Below are 14,813 nucleotides of genomic sequence, written 5' to 3' on the forward strand. Positions count from 1 at the left end.
TTACTGATGATTTTTTGACTCAAAAAAAAATGAGTTAAATAAATCAGATTATCATTTATTATAAATACACAAAAATCGATTTGAATAGAACTAAAGTAGAAATCAAACTTAAGATTTATTTCTTAAAAACTAAAAAACCCTTCAAATTTTAAAATTTGAAGAGTTTTAATATAAGTAAATCTATTTTTGTAGACTTGCTAAACTACTTTTAATAGTTTCAATTTTTGCAATAGTATCGGCTTCTTTTTTACGTTCTAAAGCAATTACTTGATCTGGTGCATTAGACACAAAACGTTCATTTGACAGTTTTTTATTAATACCAAACAAGAAACCTTCTGCTCTTTTTAATTCTGTTTCTAACTTCTTAATTTCTGCCTCCACATCAATATTTTCAATCGAAATTGGCACAAAATACTCATTTGACTTTACTCTAAATGAAGCTCCTTCTACTTTTTCTGAAACATAATTAATTACAGAAGCATTTGTTAATTTCTGAATTACAGCATCAAATTCTTTTGTGCTTTTTTCAGAATCAACAACAAATAATTCTACAGCGTCTTTAAACGAAATATTTTTATCTTTTCTAATCGTTCTAATTCCTGAAACAACTCCAGTTGCAAATTCAAAATCAGTAATAATCTGAGCATCGAATTCTTTAATTTCTGGGTATTTTGCAATAACTAAAGCTTCTTCTGTAGTTCTATCTGCAATGTATTGCCAAATTTCTTCGGTTAAGAAAGGCATAAAAGGATGTAAAACCTTTAAGTTATTTTCTAAAACTTCAATAATTGCATCAAAAGTCTTTTTATCTATAGGTTGTTGATATGCAGGTTTTACAATTTCTAATAACCATGAAGAAAAATCATCATTAATTAGTTTATAAATTGCCATCAAAGCATCAGATAATCTGTATTTAGAAAAATGATCTTCTATTTCTGCTAACGTTTTTTGAAACTTAGCCTCATACCATTCTAAACCAATTTTAGAAGTTTCTGGTTGTGGTAAAGTTATATCAACTTCCCAACCTTTTATCAAACGAAAAGCATTCCAAATTTTATTTGCAAATCCTTTTCCTTGCTGGCATAAATCTTCATCAAATAAAATATCGTTTCCAGCTGGAGCACTTAATAATAAACCAACTCTTACTCCATCTGCACCAAATTCTTCTATCAATTTTAAAGCATCAGGAGAATTCCCTAAAGATTTAGACATTTTACGTCTTTGTTTATCTCTAACCAAACCTGTTAAATAAACATTATTAAAAGGTTTTTGATCTTTAAATTCATAACCTGCAACAATCATTCTTGCCACCCAGAAAAATAAAATATCTGGACCTGTAACTAAATCGTTTGTTGGATAATAGTATTTAATTTCTTCGTTTTCTGGATTTCTAATTCCATCAAAAACAGACATTGGCCACAACCAAGAAGAAAACCAAGTATCTAATGCATCTTCATCTTGACGTAAATCTTCAATCTTAAAAGATTTCTCCATTTCAGTCGAAATGACAGCTAATTTCTCTTTTGCTAATTGAAATGCTTTTTCACGAGTTTCAGCAACCACAAAGTCTTCTTTTCCATCTCCGTAGAAAAAAGCAGGAATTTGTTGTCCCCACCAAAGTTGACGAGAAATGTTCCAATCACGCACATTTTCCATCCAATGACGATAGGTGTTTTCAAACTTTTTTGGGTATAAGTTGATTTCAGCATCTTCTCCTAAAACAGCATCTATAGCAGGTTTTGCTAAATCTTTCATCTTTAAAAACCATTGATCAGATAATCTTGGTTCTATAACTGCTTTAGTTCTTTCTGATGTACCAACTTTATTTGTATGAACTTCAGTTTTTACTAAAATTCCTTTTTCTTCTAATTCTTTAGCAATTTCTTTACGAACTACAAATCTATCTTTTCCTTGATAATGTAAACCAAAAGAATTTAAAGAAGCATCCTCATTAAAAATATCGATAACTTCTAAATTGTGTTTATCACCTAAATTTTTATCATTTTCATCATGTGCAGGCGTAACTTTTAAACAACCTGTACCAAATTCTAAATCTACATATTCATCTTCAATAATAGGAATAACTCTATTACATAAAGGTACAATTGCTTTCTTTCCTTTTAAATGAGTAAAGCGCTCATCATTAGGATTGATACAAATTGCAGTATCTCCAAAAATAGTTTCTGGTCTCGTAGTTGCAATTGTTAAAGTATCAGTAGAACCTTCAATTTTATATTCTAAATAATATAAATTCCCTTGTCTTTCTTCATGAATTACTTCTTCATCAGAAAGTGTAGTTTTCGCTTCAGGATCCCAGTTTACCATTCTGTAACCTCTATAAATTAAACCTTTATTGTATAAATCAACAAAAACTTTAATTACAGATTCAGACATTTCTGGATCCATGGTAAATGCAGTTCTTTCCCAATCACAAGAAGCACCTAACTTCTTTAATTGTTCAAGAATTATCCCTCCATATTCATCTTTCCAATCAAAAGCATGTTGTAAAAACTCTTCGCGAGTTAAATCACTTTTACTAATTCCTTGTTCTTTTAATTTGGCAACAACTTTAGCTTCTGTAGCAATAGATGCATGATCTGTACCAGGAACCCAACATGCATTTTTACCTAATAAACGTGCACGTCTAATTAACACATCTTGAATTGTGTTGTTTAACATATGCCCCATATGTAAGACTCCTGTTACGTTTGGTGGTGGAATTACAATTGTATATGGCTCTCTTTCATCTGGTGTTGAATGAAAATAATTATTTTTCATCCAGTAATCGTACCATTTATCTTCTACTTGTTTTGCATCGTATTTAGATGGAATTGTCATACTTTGGTATCCTTTTTGATATATAGTTGGCAAAAATACAATTATCTATTTTGTAGAGAAAATTAGTAGTTGATTATTTTATCATTTTTAAAAAGTGTAAATTTGTATTATGAAAAAGGGATTTATTTTTATTTTAGGATTGTTTTTTACAATTGGAATTTCTGCTCAAGAATTTAAATTCGAAAAGGAAATTATCAATTATGGAAAAATTAAAAAAGGAGAAGATGGCAAACGTCTTTTTGAATTTACCAACGTTGGTAACGCTCCTTTAATTATTAAAGAAATTAAAACTTCTTGTGATTGTGCTGTTCCTAAAAAACCAGAAAGACCAATTATGCCAGGAGAAAAAGCTACGATTACTGTAGAATATGATACTTCGAGCACAGGTGGATTTTCTAAAGAAATTATTATTTTTTCGAATGCTAAAAAATCCATCAAAAAAATTAAAATTAAAGGTTACATCAGTAAATAAAACAAAATGAAAGTATTTTACACATTATTATTTATAGGTTTATTAAATTTTTCTGCCACTGCACAAGAATTTAAATTTGAAGAAGAAACAATCAATTACGGTAAAATTGATAAAGGCTCTAATGGAGAACGAGTTTTTGTTTTTACAAATGTTGGCGATCAACCTTTAATTATATCTAGAATACAATCTTCTTGTGGCTGTACTGTGCCTAAAAAACCAGAAAAACCTGTTATGCCAGGAGAAAAAGGAGAAATTAAAGTTTCTTATGATACCAAAAGAGTTGGTGGTTTCTCAAAATCTATAACTATTTTTTCTAACGCTAAAAATGAAAGAAAAATTATCAAAATTAAAGGATTGGTAAATAAAGGTATTTCTTTAGTTAAAGAAAAAAGTCAGTTTTCTGGTAGCTAAGCTAAACACTTTTGTGTAGTCTAAATTCAAATTTCATTAGTACTCCATTTCGTTTAACAGTAATTTTAATTTTCTTTTTATCTTTTTCTTGAAACATCTGATTGATGTCTCCAATAGTAATATCATGTGCTAATTTGCCATTTATTTTGATAATAACATCATCTTTTAACAAACCTGCATAAAATGCTGGTGAATTTTCTACAACATGTTTTATTTTATAAGAATGTTTAAAATTAAATGAATAGGTTGTTACAAATGATATAGAGTTCTTTTCATTTGGTCTTTGACCATAAGCATCAGAAATATTAGTAATATTTTTTTCTTTAACAAGTTCTTTACCATTATATATAACATCTAATCCACTCATATTATAATTAAAATCATTTTTAAAGGAACCATTCTTTTTAAAAGTAAATTTATTGTTTGGGTAATCAATCCAGACTTTAAATCTTTTTAAAATCCCACCACCAATACTACCATTTCTTTGTTTAAGATCTCTTGCATTATGAGTAGATGCAGAATCTAAAAAAGAAACTGTAGGTTTTTCTATTTCAAATCTCCCTAATTTAAACTTAGAAACTCTACTCCTATTTCCATAGATTGGTCCACTTAACCCTTCACCTAAAATATCATTAAAAAAACGTTTAGGTGTTTTAATTTCTTCTTTAGAGTTTTCGAAAAGCCACATTGCATCACTACCACCAAAATCAACTAATAATAAAGCATCTATAAATTTATTTCCAATAGTATCTAAACTTACTTTAGCTTTTATAAAAGGTTTTTTTCGGTAAAACATAAAGGGAGTTGTTTCACACTTCTTGCACTTCTTATATTTATATGTTTTAGGATTGTAAAAATTAATTTTTTTTGATTTATAGTTTACTTCTACAATAAAATCTTTTAGTAAATTATAACCAATTATACCATGAATTGTAGTTCCCATTTTACTAGATAAATCAAAATAATCTTTTAAAATGACATAAATAGTTTCATTTCTACTAATTAAGTATTTTAGTTTAAAAGTATTTTTTTTTGAAATTATAGCACTTACAGGTTCACCTGTACCTAAACCTCGTAGTTCAATTTTTGAAGTATTTAATAAACCAATACTATCATTCTCTGATAAATTAAATAGAATTGTTTTGTTAACCCCAGTATCTAAAATAAATGAAAGTCTCTTGCCGTTTATCTCTAAAGGAATCACAATCAGGTTATTAATTAACTTAAAATTAACTTGTTGTCTATTTTTATTTGCCCCATTAAAAAAAAATCCAGTTTGAGAATTTGAATTTAAAGAGATCAATAAAAACAATAAAATAATGGAAATCCTTCTTATCAAGTTGAAAATATTTGAATGTAAACAATATACAACTTAAGATTTTTATAAAATACATTTTAATAAAAATTTAACCTTTAAAGTTTCTTTAATAAAATGGTATAAATAAAATATATTTCGGAAATTCGCATCAATTAATTCTTAAAAAATTATTATGCCTTCAATATCTAGTAAAGGGTTAAAAATGCCAGAATCTCCAATTAGAAAACTAGTTCCTTTTGCAGAAGATGCAAAAAAAAGAGGGACAAAAGTTTATCATTTAAATATTGGTCAGCCTGATATTAAAACACCTCAAGTTGCTTTAGATGCTGTAAAAAACAATGATATTAAAACATTGGCTTATGCTCGTTCTGAAGGTTCTGAAGCATATAGAAATAAACTTGTAGGTTATTATAAAAAACATTCTATAAATGTAACTTCAGATAATATTGTAGTTACAACTGGTGGTTCTGAAGCGTTACTTTTTACAATTGGTAGTATTACAGATCCAGGTGATGAAATTATTATCCCCGAGCCATTTTACGCTAATTACAATGGTTTTTCTACTGCTTCTGGAGTTACAGTAGTTCCTGTAATTTCTAAAATTGAAGACAATTTTGCATTGCCCAAAATTGAAGATTTTGAGAAACTAATTACAAATAAAACAAAAGCAATCTTAATTTGTAATCCTGGAAACCCAACAGGATATTTATATTCACCCGAAGAAATCTTAAAGTTAAAAGAGATTGTTTTAAAACACGATTTATTTTTAATTGCAGATGAAGTTTATAGAGAATTTACTTATGATGGTTTACAACATACCTCTGTAATGTCTGTTGAAGGTTTAGAACAAAATGCTATTATTATAGATTCTGTTTCTAAACGTTATAGTATGTGTGGCGCAAGAATTGGTTGTATTGTTTCTAAAAACGAAGCCTTTATTAAAACTGCCATTAAATTTGCACAAGCACGTTTAAGCCCGCCAACTTATGCATTAATTGCTAGTGAAGCAGCTTTAGATACTCCTCAACAATATTTTGATGATGTAAAAGAAGAATATGTAGAAAGAAGAAATACTTTAATTACAGAATTACAAAAAATAGAAGGTATAAAAGTTGCCAATCCAAAAGGAGCTTTTTACTGTGTTGCAGAATTACCTATTAAAGATTCTGATCATTTTGCGCAATGGATTTTAGAAGAATTCAATTTTAATAATGAAACAGTAATGGTAGCACCAGCAAGTGGATTTTATTCTACTGAAGGAGAAGGAAAAAACCAAATTAGAATGGCATATGTTTTAAATAAAGAAGATTTAATTAAATCTGCTCTCATTTTAAAAGAAGCCTTAAATCAATATAATAGTTAATTGAAAATTCTAGAAAACATATCATTAAAACAATACAACACCTTTGGTATTTCTGTAAATGCCAAACGTTTTATTTCTGTTGATTCAGTATATGAATTACAACAACTTTTAAAAATTGAAAAAGATATTTTTTTAATTTCTGGAGGTTCTAATATGTTGCTTACTAAAGATATTGAAAACCTAGTTGTACATATTGATATTAAAGGAATTTCTATTGATAGAGAAAACCATAATGATATTTACTTAACTGTAAACGCTGGAGAAAATTGGCACGATTTTGTTTTATGGTGTGTTTCTGAAAATTATGGAGGAATTGAAAATTTATCTTTAATTCCTGGTAATGTTGGTACTTGTCCAATACAAAATATTGGTGCTTATGGTGTTGAAGTAAAAGATACAATTACCAAGGTTGAAGCTTTAGAAATTGAAACTGGAAAATTGGTTCAGTTTTCTAATACTGAATGTAATTTTGGATACAGAAATTCTATCTTTAAAAATGAAAAAAAAGGAAAGTATATTATTACTTCTGTAAGTTTTCTTTTAACAAAAATTACTCATAATTTAAACTCTTCTTATGGTGCAATTGAGGCTGAATTAGCTTCAAAAAGTATTACAAACCCAAGTTTAAAAAATATTTCTGATGCTGTTATAGCTATTAGAGAATCTAAACTTCCAGATCCTAAAAAAATTGGAAATAGCGGTAGTTTTTTTAAAAATCCTGTTATAGAAAAATCACAGTTTTTAAAACTTCAAAATAAATATCCAAAAATACCAAGTTATGTAGTTTCTAACACAGAAATTAAAGTTCCTGCTGGTTGGTTAATAGAACAAGCCGGTTTTAAAGGAAAACGTTTTGGTGATTTCGGTGTGCATGAAAAACAAGCTTTAGTTCTCGTAAATTACGGAAATGCTTCTGGGATTGAAATCTATGAACTTGCTAAGAAAATTAAAGAAACTATCTTTATAAAATTTGGTATTTCTCTAGAAATTGAAGTGAATATTATTACATAAAAAAAGACTTGTTAAACAAATAACAAGCCTTTAATAGTAAGTAACAATTCAAAAAATTACTTATTTTTTATCGTATAAATATATTTCAAACCAACTACATTGGTTGCTTCAGGAAAATCTACATTTAGCTCTTTTTGATATCTATAAAACACACCTATTTTACCAAAATTCTTAGTTTTATAATCTGTACCTAATGTTAATCTAAATTTATTAAACCCATTTTCTTCTCCTTCTTGAAATTTATTAAATATTTCTGCAGAGAATTTTGGATCTAGTTTCCAGTTTTTAATATTGTATTCTAAAGAAGTTTTAAAACGAATGTTTTGATTTGCATAATCTCCTTCATCATAAGAAACACCTAACTCGTTTTTATTTTGATAACGTAATCTATAACCAATTTTAAAATCATTAATTTCATGTTTGTACATTGCATCAATCTGAAATCTAAAGTGGTTTTCATAACCCTGTATGTTTCCTTGGTTATCATTATCCCTAATATATCTAACTCCAGCACCTAGTTTAAAACCTTTAAACAACTTATAATCTGCAGTTAATTGTGTAAAATAATTATCTATTACAGAAATATTTTCTTTTAATCTAAATTGTTCTTCTAAACCAAAACTCCATTTTTTATTTAGTTCATACTCTACACCTACTGTATTCCAAGAAGCCCAGTCAGCATCTGTTTGCGCATAATTTTTACCAGCAAACAAAATTGTAATTAATAGCATTAACTTTACTATTGATTGTTTTATCTTTTTTTTAATTTTCATCTTTTTATTTGAATTTGTTAGTAAAAAAATTACTTCTGTTTATAATAGAAAATAGTTACGGTTGCTATATCTTTTAAGAAATCTATATTACCTACAGTAACATCATTTATAGTTAAACCTGTTCTATTTTCTAAATCTTCTTTTAATAAATGATAATTTTCTGGTTTTATATTATCTATGTTTTCATAGACAATAGATTTAGCAACAACTTGCTTTAAAGACCAATATTTTTCTATCAATACAAGTACAAAAACAATGATAATATTTGCAGCAAGAATTTCTGCATAACTCATTTTTTTGTTTGCCAATGCGTTAATAATTGAAACACCAATTACAACAAATAAATAGGTCATTTCTTTAATATCTACAGGATTAGTTCTGTATCTTATAATTCCAAAAATGGCAAATAGACCTAGTGCCATTCCAATGTCCATTTCATATTTTTTAAGAGTAAAACATAAAAAGAATACGATAAGACTAATTAAATAATAGGTAAAAACATAATCTTTTCTTTTTGAATCTGGGTAGTAAATAAATCGAATAATTACTGTTAAAAATGTAAAGTTTAAAACAAATCTAAACATCATTTTAAAAAAATCATTATCGAATAAAGGGATATCTAAAAATTCCATAGTTAAGCTATTGTGTTATTTATTTTTATTAATTTCTTTTTGAATCTATTATATTTTAAATCGTTGTAAAGACTAATCATACCAATACAATACTTACTGATACTGTAAGGATTATTTTGAATTGATTTTAATGATTTTACTATTTTCGATTTTCTATTAAAGCGTTCTTGTTTTACTTCTATGATAACCAGGTTTTCAAATCCTTTTTCTTTATCATCTATATTGTATGAAAGGTTTAAATCTATAGTTACACGTTCTTTACATTTTAAATTAACTAGTGTTATTCTATTAAAACCATTCCATAAACTTGGAGTTAAATTGTAATCTGCATTTGTAATGTTTGAAATAAAATCTTTAGAAGAAGTTGTTAAATCAGTTTCAAAATCTTTTACTTGAATTCTAGATTTATTTGTTTCTCCTTTACCATTTTTTTGTTTTATTTCTAGAAAACATAAATCAGACTCAATGTATTTTCTTTGTCTAATTTTAGTTCTATTATTTTTTCCATTATGATGATCATTATAAAATTTGTTCTCTTCTGTATCAAAATATAATGATGAATAACTCATAATTCTATCATCATTTATTTGTAAAACTTTATAATTTTCTTTTATGTTTTCTAAAATAAAACCCAACTGAGATTTATTAATAACAAACTTTGTATCTGTTCTTTTCATTAAAGAAACACTGTTCATTTCATTTAAAGAAATTGGAGCGTATTCCTCAATTATATTTTCAATATTTTCTGGCATATACTATTTCTTTAAAACTTAAATTATTCTTATTCTATTTCTTTAAGTTTAGATGTTGTTATCTAAAATAACTTGTGCTTGTTTTGTTAAAGAAATCACAATAAAAAAACCTCATCATATTAATGATGAGGCTATGAAAAATAATATTCCCCCAAATATTACATCTCTATTTTTAATGTTTTAATATCTGCAATTAATTGCTTTACAGAATTCTTATTTAAACCATTGTAAATTCCTCTTATATACTTGTTTTTATCAATTAAGATAAAATTTTCTGTATGTAAAAAATCATCAATTCCTTTTGGTTCTCCTAAATCTTCTTCAACAAAATAAGACATTCTACCTAAATCATAAATTTCTTTTTTGTCTCCAGTTACTAGATGCCAATTCTTATTGATATTGTGCTCTAAAGCATATTTTTTTAACTGTGAAACAGCATCTTTTTTTGGTGTTACAGAATGCGAAATAATTAATATTTCATCATCATCTTTATAAGCTTCTTGAACTAAAGACATATTATTAGTCATTTTTAAGCAAATTCCAGGACAAGTTGTAAAGAAAAAATCTGCAACATAAATCTTACCTTTAAATGTTTTCTGAGTAATAATTTTTCCATTTTGATTTGTTAAACTAAAATCTGGAATTTTATGAAAAGACTTTAATTTACCGCTTTTAGAAGCCAACCACTTTGGTGTAAAAGATGCTTCATTATAATATGGTAAAACATCTATTTTACTTTGAATTTCTTTGTTATTTATTTTCTTACAACTAAGAAATTGCAAAATAACCAATACCAAAAAACTATATTTTTTTATTTTCTTCAATTTTTTCATCTTTTAGTTGGTAACACAATTTTGCACGTCTCATACCAAAAATTCTACCATTTTTCGCTTCATAATTCACATATATCTTTCCGTTTTCTAACCAAGCTCTTTGTAAACCATTTTCTCTACCATTCAATAAATTTCTTTCTTTAGACAAGATTCCATTTCGATACCATTGTTGTTCTACACCCTCTTTTTTTCCTCTAGTATAATTAACTTCAGATGCCAAAACACCGTTTATCCACCAAGCTTTATAACTTCCTACTAAAACATTTTGTTTATAATGAGAAGTCATCTTTAAATTTCCGTTTTTAAACCAAACTTTAAAAACCCCATGTTTTTTTCCATTTAAAAAACCTGTTCTCTCTTTTATAGAATCGTTTGAATGATATTTAACAGAAAAACCATTATAAAGTTTATTTTTATAATACCACTTGCCTTCATTTCCATTTAAAACTAAGCTATCTTTATGTATAATATTACTATTATCAATAGTTATAGTTTTCTTAGCAATTATAATTTTATTATTGGTTGTAGTATTACAACCAATAATAAAAAATAATATTAAAAATAGTTTTGTTAACTTCATATTAATAACCTTGATAAGGGCCTTCAAAAGCAATATAAGACCCAGTTGTAGAATACAATTCGTTTATGATGTGATAATGATATTCACTAATACCTGCTGTATGTTGAGTGGTTGAAGTGTGTCCTCCTGAAGTATCTAAATCAGTTGGGTAAGATCCTGTAGAATTACATTTTCTTCCATATAAAAACACACCATCTAATAATATACCTACTAAATTTTCATCATCATCTGTAAATGCTTTTGGTTCTAAGTGATAATGATACACTCCTGGACCAATGTGAGCACCTGTCCAATCTAAACTTCCTGCAGCTTGGTCTAAAGCTCCATTTCCTTCTTGGTCATTAAATATTGATGCACCACTTACAGCAATACCTATAGTATTTAATTCTGTACTTACAGTATTTCCATCTAAATTTGGAGTTGCATCTACTGTAATTGTAACTGCATTATTATTACTAGACATAATTGATGGTGTAGTATTAACATCAGATTCTTGAATATAACCACTATTACCTTCACCCCAATAAACTGTGTCATGGTTTGGTAAACCTGTCGTTTCTATAGTTACAGTTGTACCATTATTAGATAAATAAATATCTGTTTCGTCTGTATTAAATTCTGCATATGCTGTATGTAATTCTGTTACAATTTCATCTTCTATTTCTGCTTCTGAATTACAAGAAATTATAACAGAAAAAAGGATTGCTAAAAGTGCTGTGGTTTTAATAAATTGGTTTTTCATTTAATTGGTTTAATGGTGTTTATATAATATTAGATGCCAACTATAAAAAAAACTTGTGTTTCATTTATTTAAAATAAAAAAAGCTCCGCGATTTCTCACGAAGCTAATAATTAACCAAACCAAATTTTAATATTTTTAATTCAAATAAGCATCAACTGCATTTTTTCTTGATGTTGCATGGCTTTTTAGAGTGCTAACTGCAGATTGAAAACTTGAACTAGAATTTAAAAAAGTATATCCAGAAACTTCTGATGTTGCAAACTCTTCAATTAAAGCAGCATAACTAGTATACAATTCTTGAATTGTAGTTTCATTAAATGCGTCATTAATAACTTCTTCTAAATAAGCATCGTATTTTTCTTTATAAACATCATCTTGATACATATAACCTATTAGAGGCCATTGAGAAGAACTCAATCCAGAGAAATTTAAAGATAATGCCCCTCCCATTTTACCTGTTTGTAAAGCTTCATTATTATCCCAAGGAATCCATGTTAATTTATTAGTATCTGGATTATTATATAAAAAATAATTATGTGTCATTCTTCCATAAGTATCCCAGTTTTGAACAATACCATTTACTGCTAAATACTTTAAAAATACTTCTGTATCAAAAATAGCATCTAAATTTGCTCTCCAAGTTGCAGGATCTGTAGTTCTAGAACCATCATTTATTATAGATAATAAGCTTTGAACATCTGTAAAATCTGCGTCATCTTCATTGTTCTTTTTTACATATTCATCTTCATCAAAAGTTCCACTTGCAAAAGAGGCAGCATCTCCATCTGGTTTATATAAATTACCTTCATCCGAAGAAAATTGTGTTTCAGTAACTGTATCATCTACTTCTTCAACTAAAGTATACAATCCAAAATATTGTGGTCCATCTCCATGATCTACATAAAGTGTGTAAAAAGCAGTATGTGAAGCAGCTAAACCTGCATTTCTAAACACATCTGTTGCTACTTTTTCTCTTAACATAGAACTATCATCATAATTATTTTTAAGACTTAATTTTTTAAACCCGTAAAAACGTTGATTGTTTATTTGAGGATAATCATCTTCAAATTCATCAAAATCTAATTTAAATGATAGTTTTAAAATACCTGATTGCCAACTAGATTGTAAACTAGAATTACCTTTAAAACGTAACCCTACTTTATACCATTCTATACCTTCATAAAAAACTTGTCCTGGAACAAAAATTGGATCTTCATCAGAAAAAGTTGATCCTCCTCCTGGTCCACTTCCAACTCCAAATGTTCCATAAAGACTTGTCATATCATCTAACATGTTTTGCCAGTTTTCTTCAGAAATAACAAAATCTAATCTTTTTACTGTATTGTCTTCAAAAACTTCATCAAAATTTGGATCTGCACTTTTACTATGTGTAGCATCAGTCCAATCTATAGGATCAAAATCTGTATCATCAACAACTACAACAATTTCTTCTTCCTCTTCTTCTTCTTCAATTTCTGTAGCAGCTTTACTTGAACAAGAAAAAATGATTAATAATATAAATATATATGGAATTAAGTCTTTAAAGTATTTCATGATTTTTTTGTTTAAATTGATTTTAATATTTTTAATTTCTAGGTCTTTCTCTTCTCTCTGGTTTTGGAGCGTTCTTTAATTCTTTTTTTGATAAAAAACCATCTTCATTTATATCTATCTTTTTAAAATCATTTTTTAAAGGTCCTTTTGCTTCTTTTAAAGAAATTTTACCATCTTCATCTGTATCTAAATCTTTTATAATTTGTTTTACTGATGGTGGTCCTTTTGGCCTATCTTCTCTACTCCCTTGTTGAGCTAAAGCAGAAACTGATGTTATTAATGATAATCCTAAAACCACTAAAATTTTATTTGCTGATTTTTTCATTTTTAAATCTTTTAATTAAGTTATAGAAATTTAGATGCTTCTCTATTTAAAAACTTGCGCACGTTAACTTTACTTTAACAAAAAAAATGAAATTAAGTTTAAAGAGTGTTTTTATTAAGACTAATCAGTTATTATTAAATGAATAGAGAATTAAAAGTAATAAGAACAAATACAGAAAGTTACTGTCTAATTTTTAAAAATGAATATGAAAAAATTAGTAAGCTGTAAAAAAAAGAACATAAAAAAAGGCAGTAATTTAAAATTACTGCCTTTATAAATAAATTTTGTACGTTTAAAACGCATATATTTTAATTAATATCAGGATTTAAATAATCTGGAAGATTAGGGTTATCAGTATCACTGAAATCATTTGTAGGATCTCCATCTTTATCTGTATCTTCTTTTATAGATGGTTTACCATCATTATCATGATCTGTATTTTCAACTAAATCTAATAATTCAACTTCAAAAACTAGAGTTTTATCAAACAAAGCATTTAAAGTTTGACCAAGTTGATAATTTATGGATGAATACCCTAAACCACTTGGAATAAAAAGGTATCCTTTTCCTGTATTATTATAAGTTATAGGTCCATTATTTGTTATATTTTCTCCACTTTTAAAAAAAGGAAAACCTTTAATCCAACCTTTTATTGGAGAAGGAGCTTGGCCTGATAAACCATAGGTTGGTGCTAAACTCCACCATGTTTGATCGGCACTGTCAAATAAATTATTATCATAATCAATTGTATTACCTAACAATTGAACACCTTTTCTGTTTACAAAAATTGAATCCATTTCTGTAGGATTACTTTTCCTTTCGATTGGATTATTTTTATCTTTAAAATCAGGAATTCCTATTTCTGTAATATAAACATATAACTTATTAACTATTTCATTTTCGGTAACATCTATAATTTTCATCTTATCCGTTTCTGAATACATAGATGGTTGTCCAGCATCAATTAGTTTTAAAGAACCTTTACTAGAATCATAATAATGAGTTTTAAAAAAAATGCACTATCGAGTCACTTTCAGAAGTAGCTAAAGCTAAATAGTCTACATCTTCATAAGGATTAGTTAAAGTATTTCCATCATCTCCACAAGAATACAAAGCAATACTTAAAACAATAAGTCCAAAAATATTTTTTATTTTATTCATTTAATCTTAAAATTTGAGCACGCAATTTACCAATTTTATACCTTTGTA

Annotated in this window: 16 protein-coding genes; 4 read left to right on the top strand and 12 right to left on the bottom strand. The window is 27.1% G+C overall.

Features of this window, described 5'->3' with window-relative positions:
- Positions 1 to 180: 180 nt before the first annotated feature.
- Positions 181 to 2,838, bottom strand: a complete 2,658-nt coding sequence (locus PHEL85_RS03195; protein ID WP_036820936.1) for a valine--tRNA ligase — start codon at positions 2,836 to 2,838, stop codon at positions 181 to 183.
- 109 nt (positions 2,839 to 2,947) lie between these two features.
- On the opposite strand from PHEL85_RS03195, the gene PHEL85_RS03200 reads away from it, so the two are divergent.
- Both PHEL85_RS03200 and PHEL85_RS03205 read left to right on the top strand, forming a co-directional pair.
- Positions 2,948 to 3,310 (top strand): DUF1573 domain-containing protein, encoded by a 363-nt coding sequence (locus PHEL85_RS03200; RefSeq protein ID WP_036820939.1) that lies wholly within the window; start codon positions 2,948 to 2,950, stop codon positions 3,308 to 3,310.
- Positions 3,311 to 3,316: 6 nt separating this feature from the next.
- On the top strand, positions 3,317 to 3,721 hold the full coding sequence (locus tag PHEL85_RS03205; RefSeq protein WP_036820942.1) for a DUF1573 domain-containing protein: 405 nt from the start codon (positions 3,317 to 3,319) through the stop codon (positions 3,719 to 3,721).
- 1 nt (position 3,722) lies between these two features.
- On the opposite strand, the gene PHEL85_RS03210 is transcribed toward PHEL85_RS03205, so the two are convergent.
- The gene (locus PHEL85_RS03210) at positions 3,723 to 4,925 is read right to left on the bottom strand and encodes an aspartyl protease family protein (protein WP_235318223.1); all 1,203 of its coding nucleotides are present in this window, start codon (positions 4,923 to 4,925) and stop codon (positions 3,723 to 3,725) included.
- Between the two features lie 286 nt (positions 4,926 to 5,211).
- Between PHEL85_RS03210 and PHEL85_RS03215 the strand changes: the two genes are divergently transcribed.
- Both PHEL85_RS03215 and murB read left to right on the top strand, forming a co-directional pair.
- Positions 5,212 to 6,402 (top strand): pyridoxal phosphate-dependent aminotransferase, encoded by a 1,191-nt coding sequence (locus PHEL85_RS03215; RefSeq protein WP_036820947.1) that lies wholly within the window; start codon positions 5,212 to 5,214, stop codon positions 6,400 to 6,402.
- A complete protein-coding gene (gene murB, locus PHEL85_RS03220) occupies positions 6,403 to 7,413 on the top strand; it encodes a UDP-N-acetylmuramate dehydrogenase (RefSeq protein ID WP_036820949.1) in 1,011 nt (336 codons plus the stop codon). It abuts the gene before it with no gap.
- Between the two features lie 56 nt (positions 7,414 to 7,469).
- On the opposite strand, the gene PHEL85_RS03225 is transcribed toward murB, so the two are convergent.
- The 10 genes from PHEL85_RS03225 to PHEL85_RS17735 form a co-directional block, all read right to left on the bottom strand.
- Entirely contained in the window at positions 7,470 to 8,186 is a 717-nt protein-coding gene (locus tag PHEL85_RS03225; RefSeq protein ID WP_036820950.1) for a DUF2490 domain-containing protein, read from the bottom strand.
- A gap of 29 nt (positions 8,187 to 8,215) precedes the next feature.
- The gene (locus tag PHEL85_RS03230; RefSeq protein ID WP_036820951.1) at positions 8,216 to 8,818 is read right to left on the bottom strand and encodes a DUF4956 domain-containing protein; all 603 of its coding nucleotides are present in this window, start codon (positions 8,816 to 8,818) and stop codon (positions 8,216 to 8,218) included.
- A gap of 2 nt (positions 8,819 to 8,820) precedes the next feature.
- A complete protein-coding gene (locus PHEL85_RS03235) occupies positions 8,821 to 9,570 on the bottom strand; it encodes a polyphosphate polymerase domain-containing protein (RefSeq protein ID WP_036820954.1) in 750 nt (249 codons plus the stop codon).
- A 158-nt stretch (positions 9,571 to 9,728) separates the two neighbouring features.
- Positions 9,729 to 10,403 carry an SCO family protein gene (locus PHEL85_RS03240; RefSeq protein WP_036820957.1) on the bottom strand — a complete coding sequence of 225 codons (675 nt, stop codon included), beginning with the start codon at positions 10,401 to 10,403 and terminating at the stop codon, positions 9,729 to 9,731.
- A complete protein-coding gene (locus tag PHEL85_RS03245; protein ID WP_036820960.1) occupies positions 10,372 to 10,983 on the bottom strand; it encodes a toxin-antitoxin system YwqK family antitoxin in 612 nt (203 codons plus the stop codon). Before PHEL85_RS03245 ends, PHEL85_RS03240 begins: the two co-directional genes overlap by 32 nt.
- Before the next feature lies 1 nt (position 10,984).
- The gene (locus tag PHEL85_RS03250; RefSeq protein ID WP_036820962.1) at positions 10,985 to 11,725 is read right to left on the bottom strand and encodes a YHYH protein; all 741 of its coding nucleotides are present in this window, start codon (positions 11,723 to 11,725) and stop codon (positions 10,985 to 10,987) included.
- Positions 11,726 to 11,860: 135 nt separating this feature from the next.
- Positions 11,861 to 13,279 (bottom strand): CotH kinase family protein, encoded by a 1,419-nt coding sequence (locus PHEL85_RS03255; RefSeq protein ID WP_052108438.1) that lies wholly within the window; start codon positions 13,277 to 13,279, stop codon positions 11,861 to 11,863.
- Between the two features lie 31 nt (positions 13,280 to 13,310).
- Positions 13,311 to 13,604 (bottom strand): hypothetical protein, encoded by a 294-nt coding sequence (locus PHEL85_RS03260; protein WP_052108439.1) that lies wholly within the window; start codon positions 13,602 to 13,604, stop codon positions 13,311 to 13,313.
- Positions 13,605 to 13,912: 308 nt separating this feature from the next.
- On the bottom strand, positions 13,913 to 14,527 hold the full coding sequence (locus tag PHEL85_RS03265; protein ID WP_156109091.1) for a peptidylprolyl isomerase: 615 nt from the start codon (positions 14,525 to 14,527) through the stop codon (positions 13,913 to 13,915).
- Positions 14,528 to 14,609: 82 nt separating this feature from the next.
- Positions 14,610 to 14,765 carry a hypothetical protein gene (locus PHEL85_RS17735; RefSeq protein ID WP_156109093.1) on the bottom strand — a complete coding sequence of 52 codons (156 nt, stop codon included), beginning with the start codon at positions 14,763 to 14,765 and terminating at the stop codon, positions 14,610 to 14,612.
- Positions 14,766 to 14,813 lie beyond the last annotated feature (48 nt).

Source organism: Polaribacter sp. Hel1_85 (genome assembly GCF_000766795.1).
Taxonomy (GTDB): Bacteria; Bacteroidota; Bacteroidia; order Flavobacteriales; family Flavobacteriaceae; genus Polaribacter.

Excerpts from the sequence above, each read along its gene's own strand:
- PHEL85_RS17735 (WP_156109093.1), bottom strand. The coding sequence starts at position 14,765 with ATGAATAAAATAAAAAATATTTTTGGACTTATTGTTTTAAGTATTGCT.
- PHEL85_RS03195 (WP_036820936.1), bottom strand. The coding sequence starts at position 2,838 with ATGACAATTCCATCTAAATACGATGCAAAACAAGTAGAAGATAAATGG.
- PHEL85_RS03260 (WP_052108439.1), bottom strand. The coding sequence starts at position 13,604 with ATGAAAAAATCAGCAAATAAAATTTTAGTGGTTTTAGGATTATCATTA.
- PHEL85_RS03250 (WP_036820962.1), bottom strand. The coding sequence starts at position 11,725 with ATGAAAAACCAATTTATTAAAACCACAGCACTTTTAGCAATCCTTTTT.
- PHEL85_RS03265 (WP_156109091.1), bottom strand. The coding sequence starts at position 14,527 with ATGAAAATTATAGATGTTACCGAAAATGAAATAGTTAATAAGTTATAT.
- PHEL85_RS03225 (WP_036820950.1), bottom strand. The coding sequence starts at position 8,186 with ATGAAAATTAAAAAAAAGATAAAACAATCAATAGTAAAGTTAATGCTA.
- PHEL85_RS03215 (WP_036820947.1), top strand. The coding sequence starts at position 5,212 with ATGCCTTCAATATCTAGTAAAGGGTTAAAAATGCCAGAATCTCCAATT.
- PHEL85_RS03245 (WP_036820960.1), bottom strand. The coding sequence starts at position 10,983 with ATGAAGTTAACAAAACTATTTTTAATATTATTTTTTATTATTGGTTGT.
- PHEL85_RS03255 (WP_052108438.1), bottom strand. The coding sequence starts at position 13,279 with ATGAAATACTTTAAAGACTTAATTCCATATATATTTATATTATTAATC.
- PHEL85_RS03205 (WP_036820942.1), top strand. The coding sequence starts at position 3,317 with ATGAAAGTATTTTACACATTATTATTTATAGGTTTATTAAATTTTTCT.
- PHEL85_RS03240 (WP_036820957.1), bottom strand. The coding sequence starts at position 10,403 with ATGAAAAAATTGAAGAAAATAAAAAAATATAGTTTTTTGGTATTGGTT.
- PHEL85_RS03200 (WP_036820939.1), top strand. The coding sequence starts at position 2,948 with ATGAAAAAGGGATTTATTTTTATTTTAGGATTGTTTTTTACAATTGGA.
- PHEL85_RS03235 (WP_036820954.1), bottom strand. The coding sequence starts at position 9,570 with ATGCCAGAAAATATTGAAAATATAATTGAGGAATACGCTCCAATTTCT.
- PHEL85_RS03230 (WP_036820951.1), bottom strand. The coding sequence starts at position 8,818 with ATGGAATTTTTAGATATCCCTTTATTCGATAATGATTTTTTTAAAATG.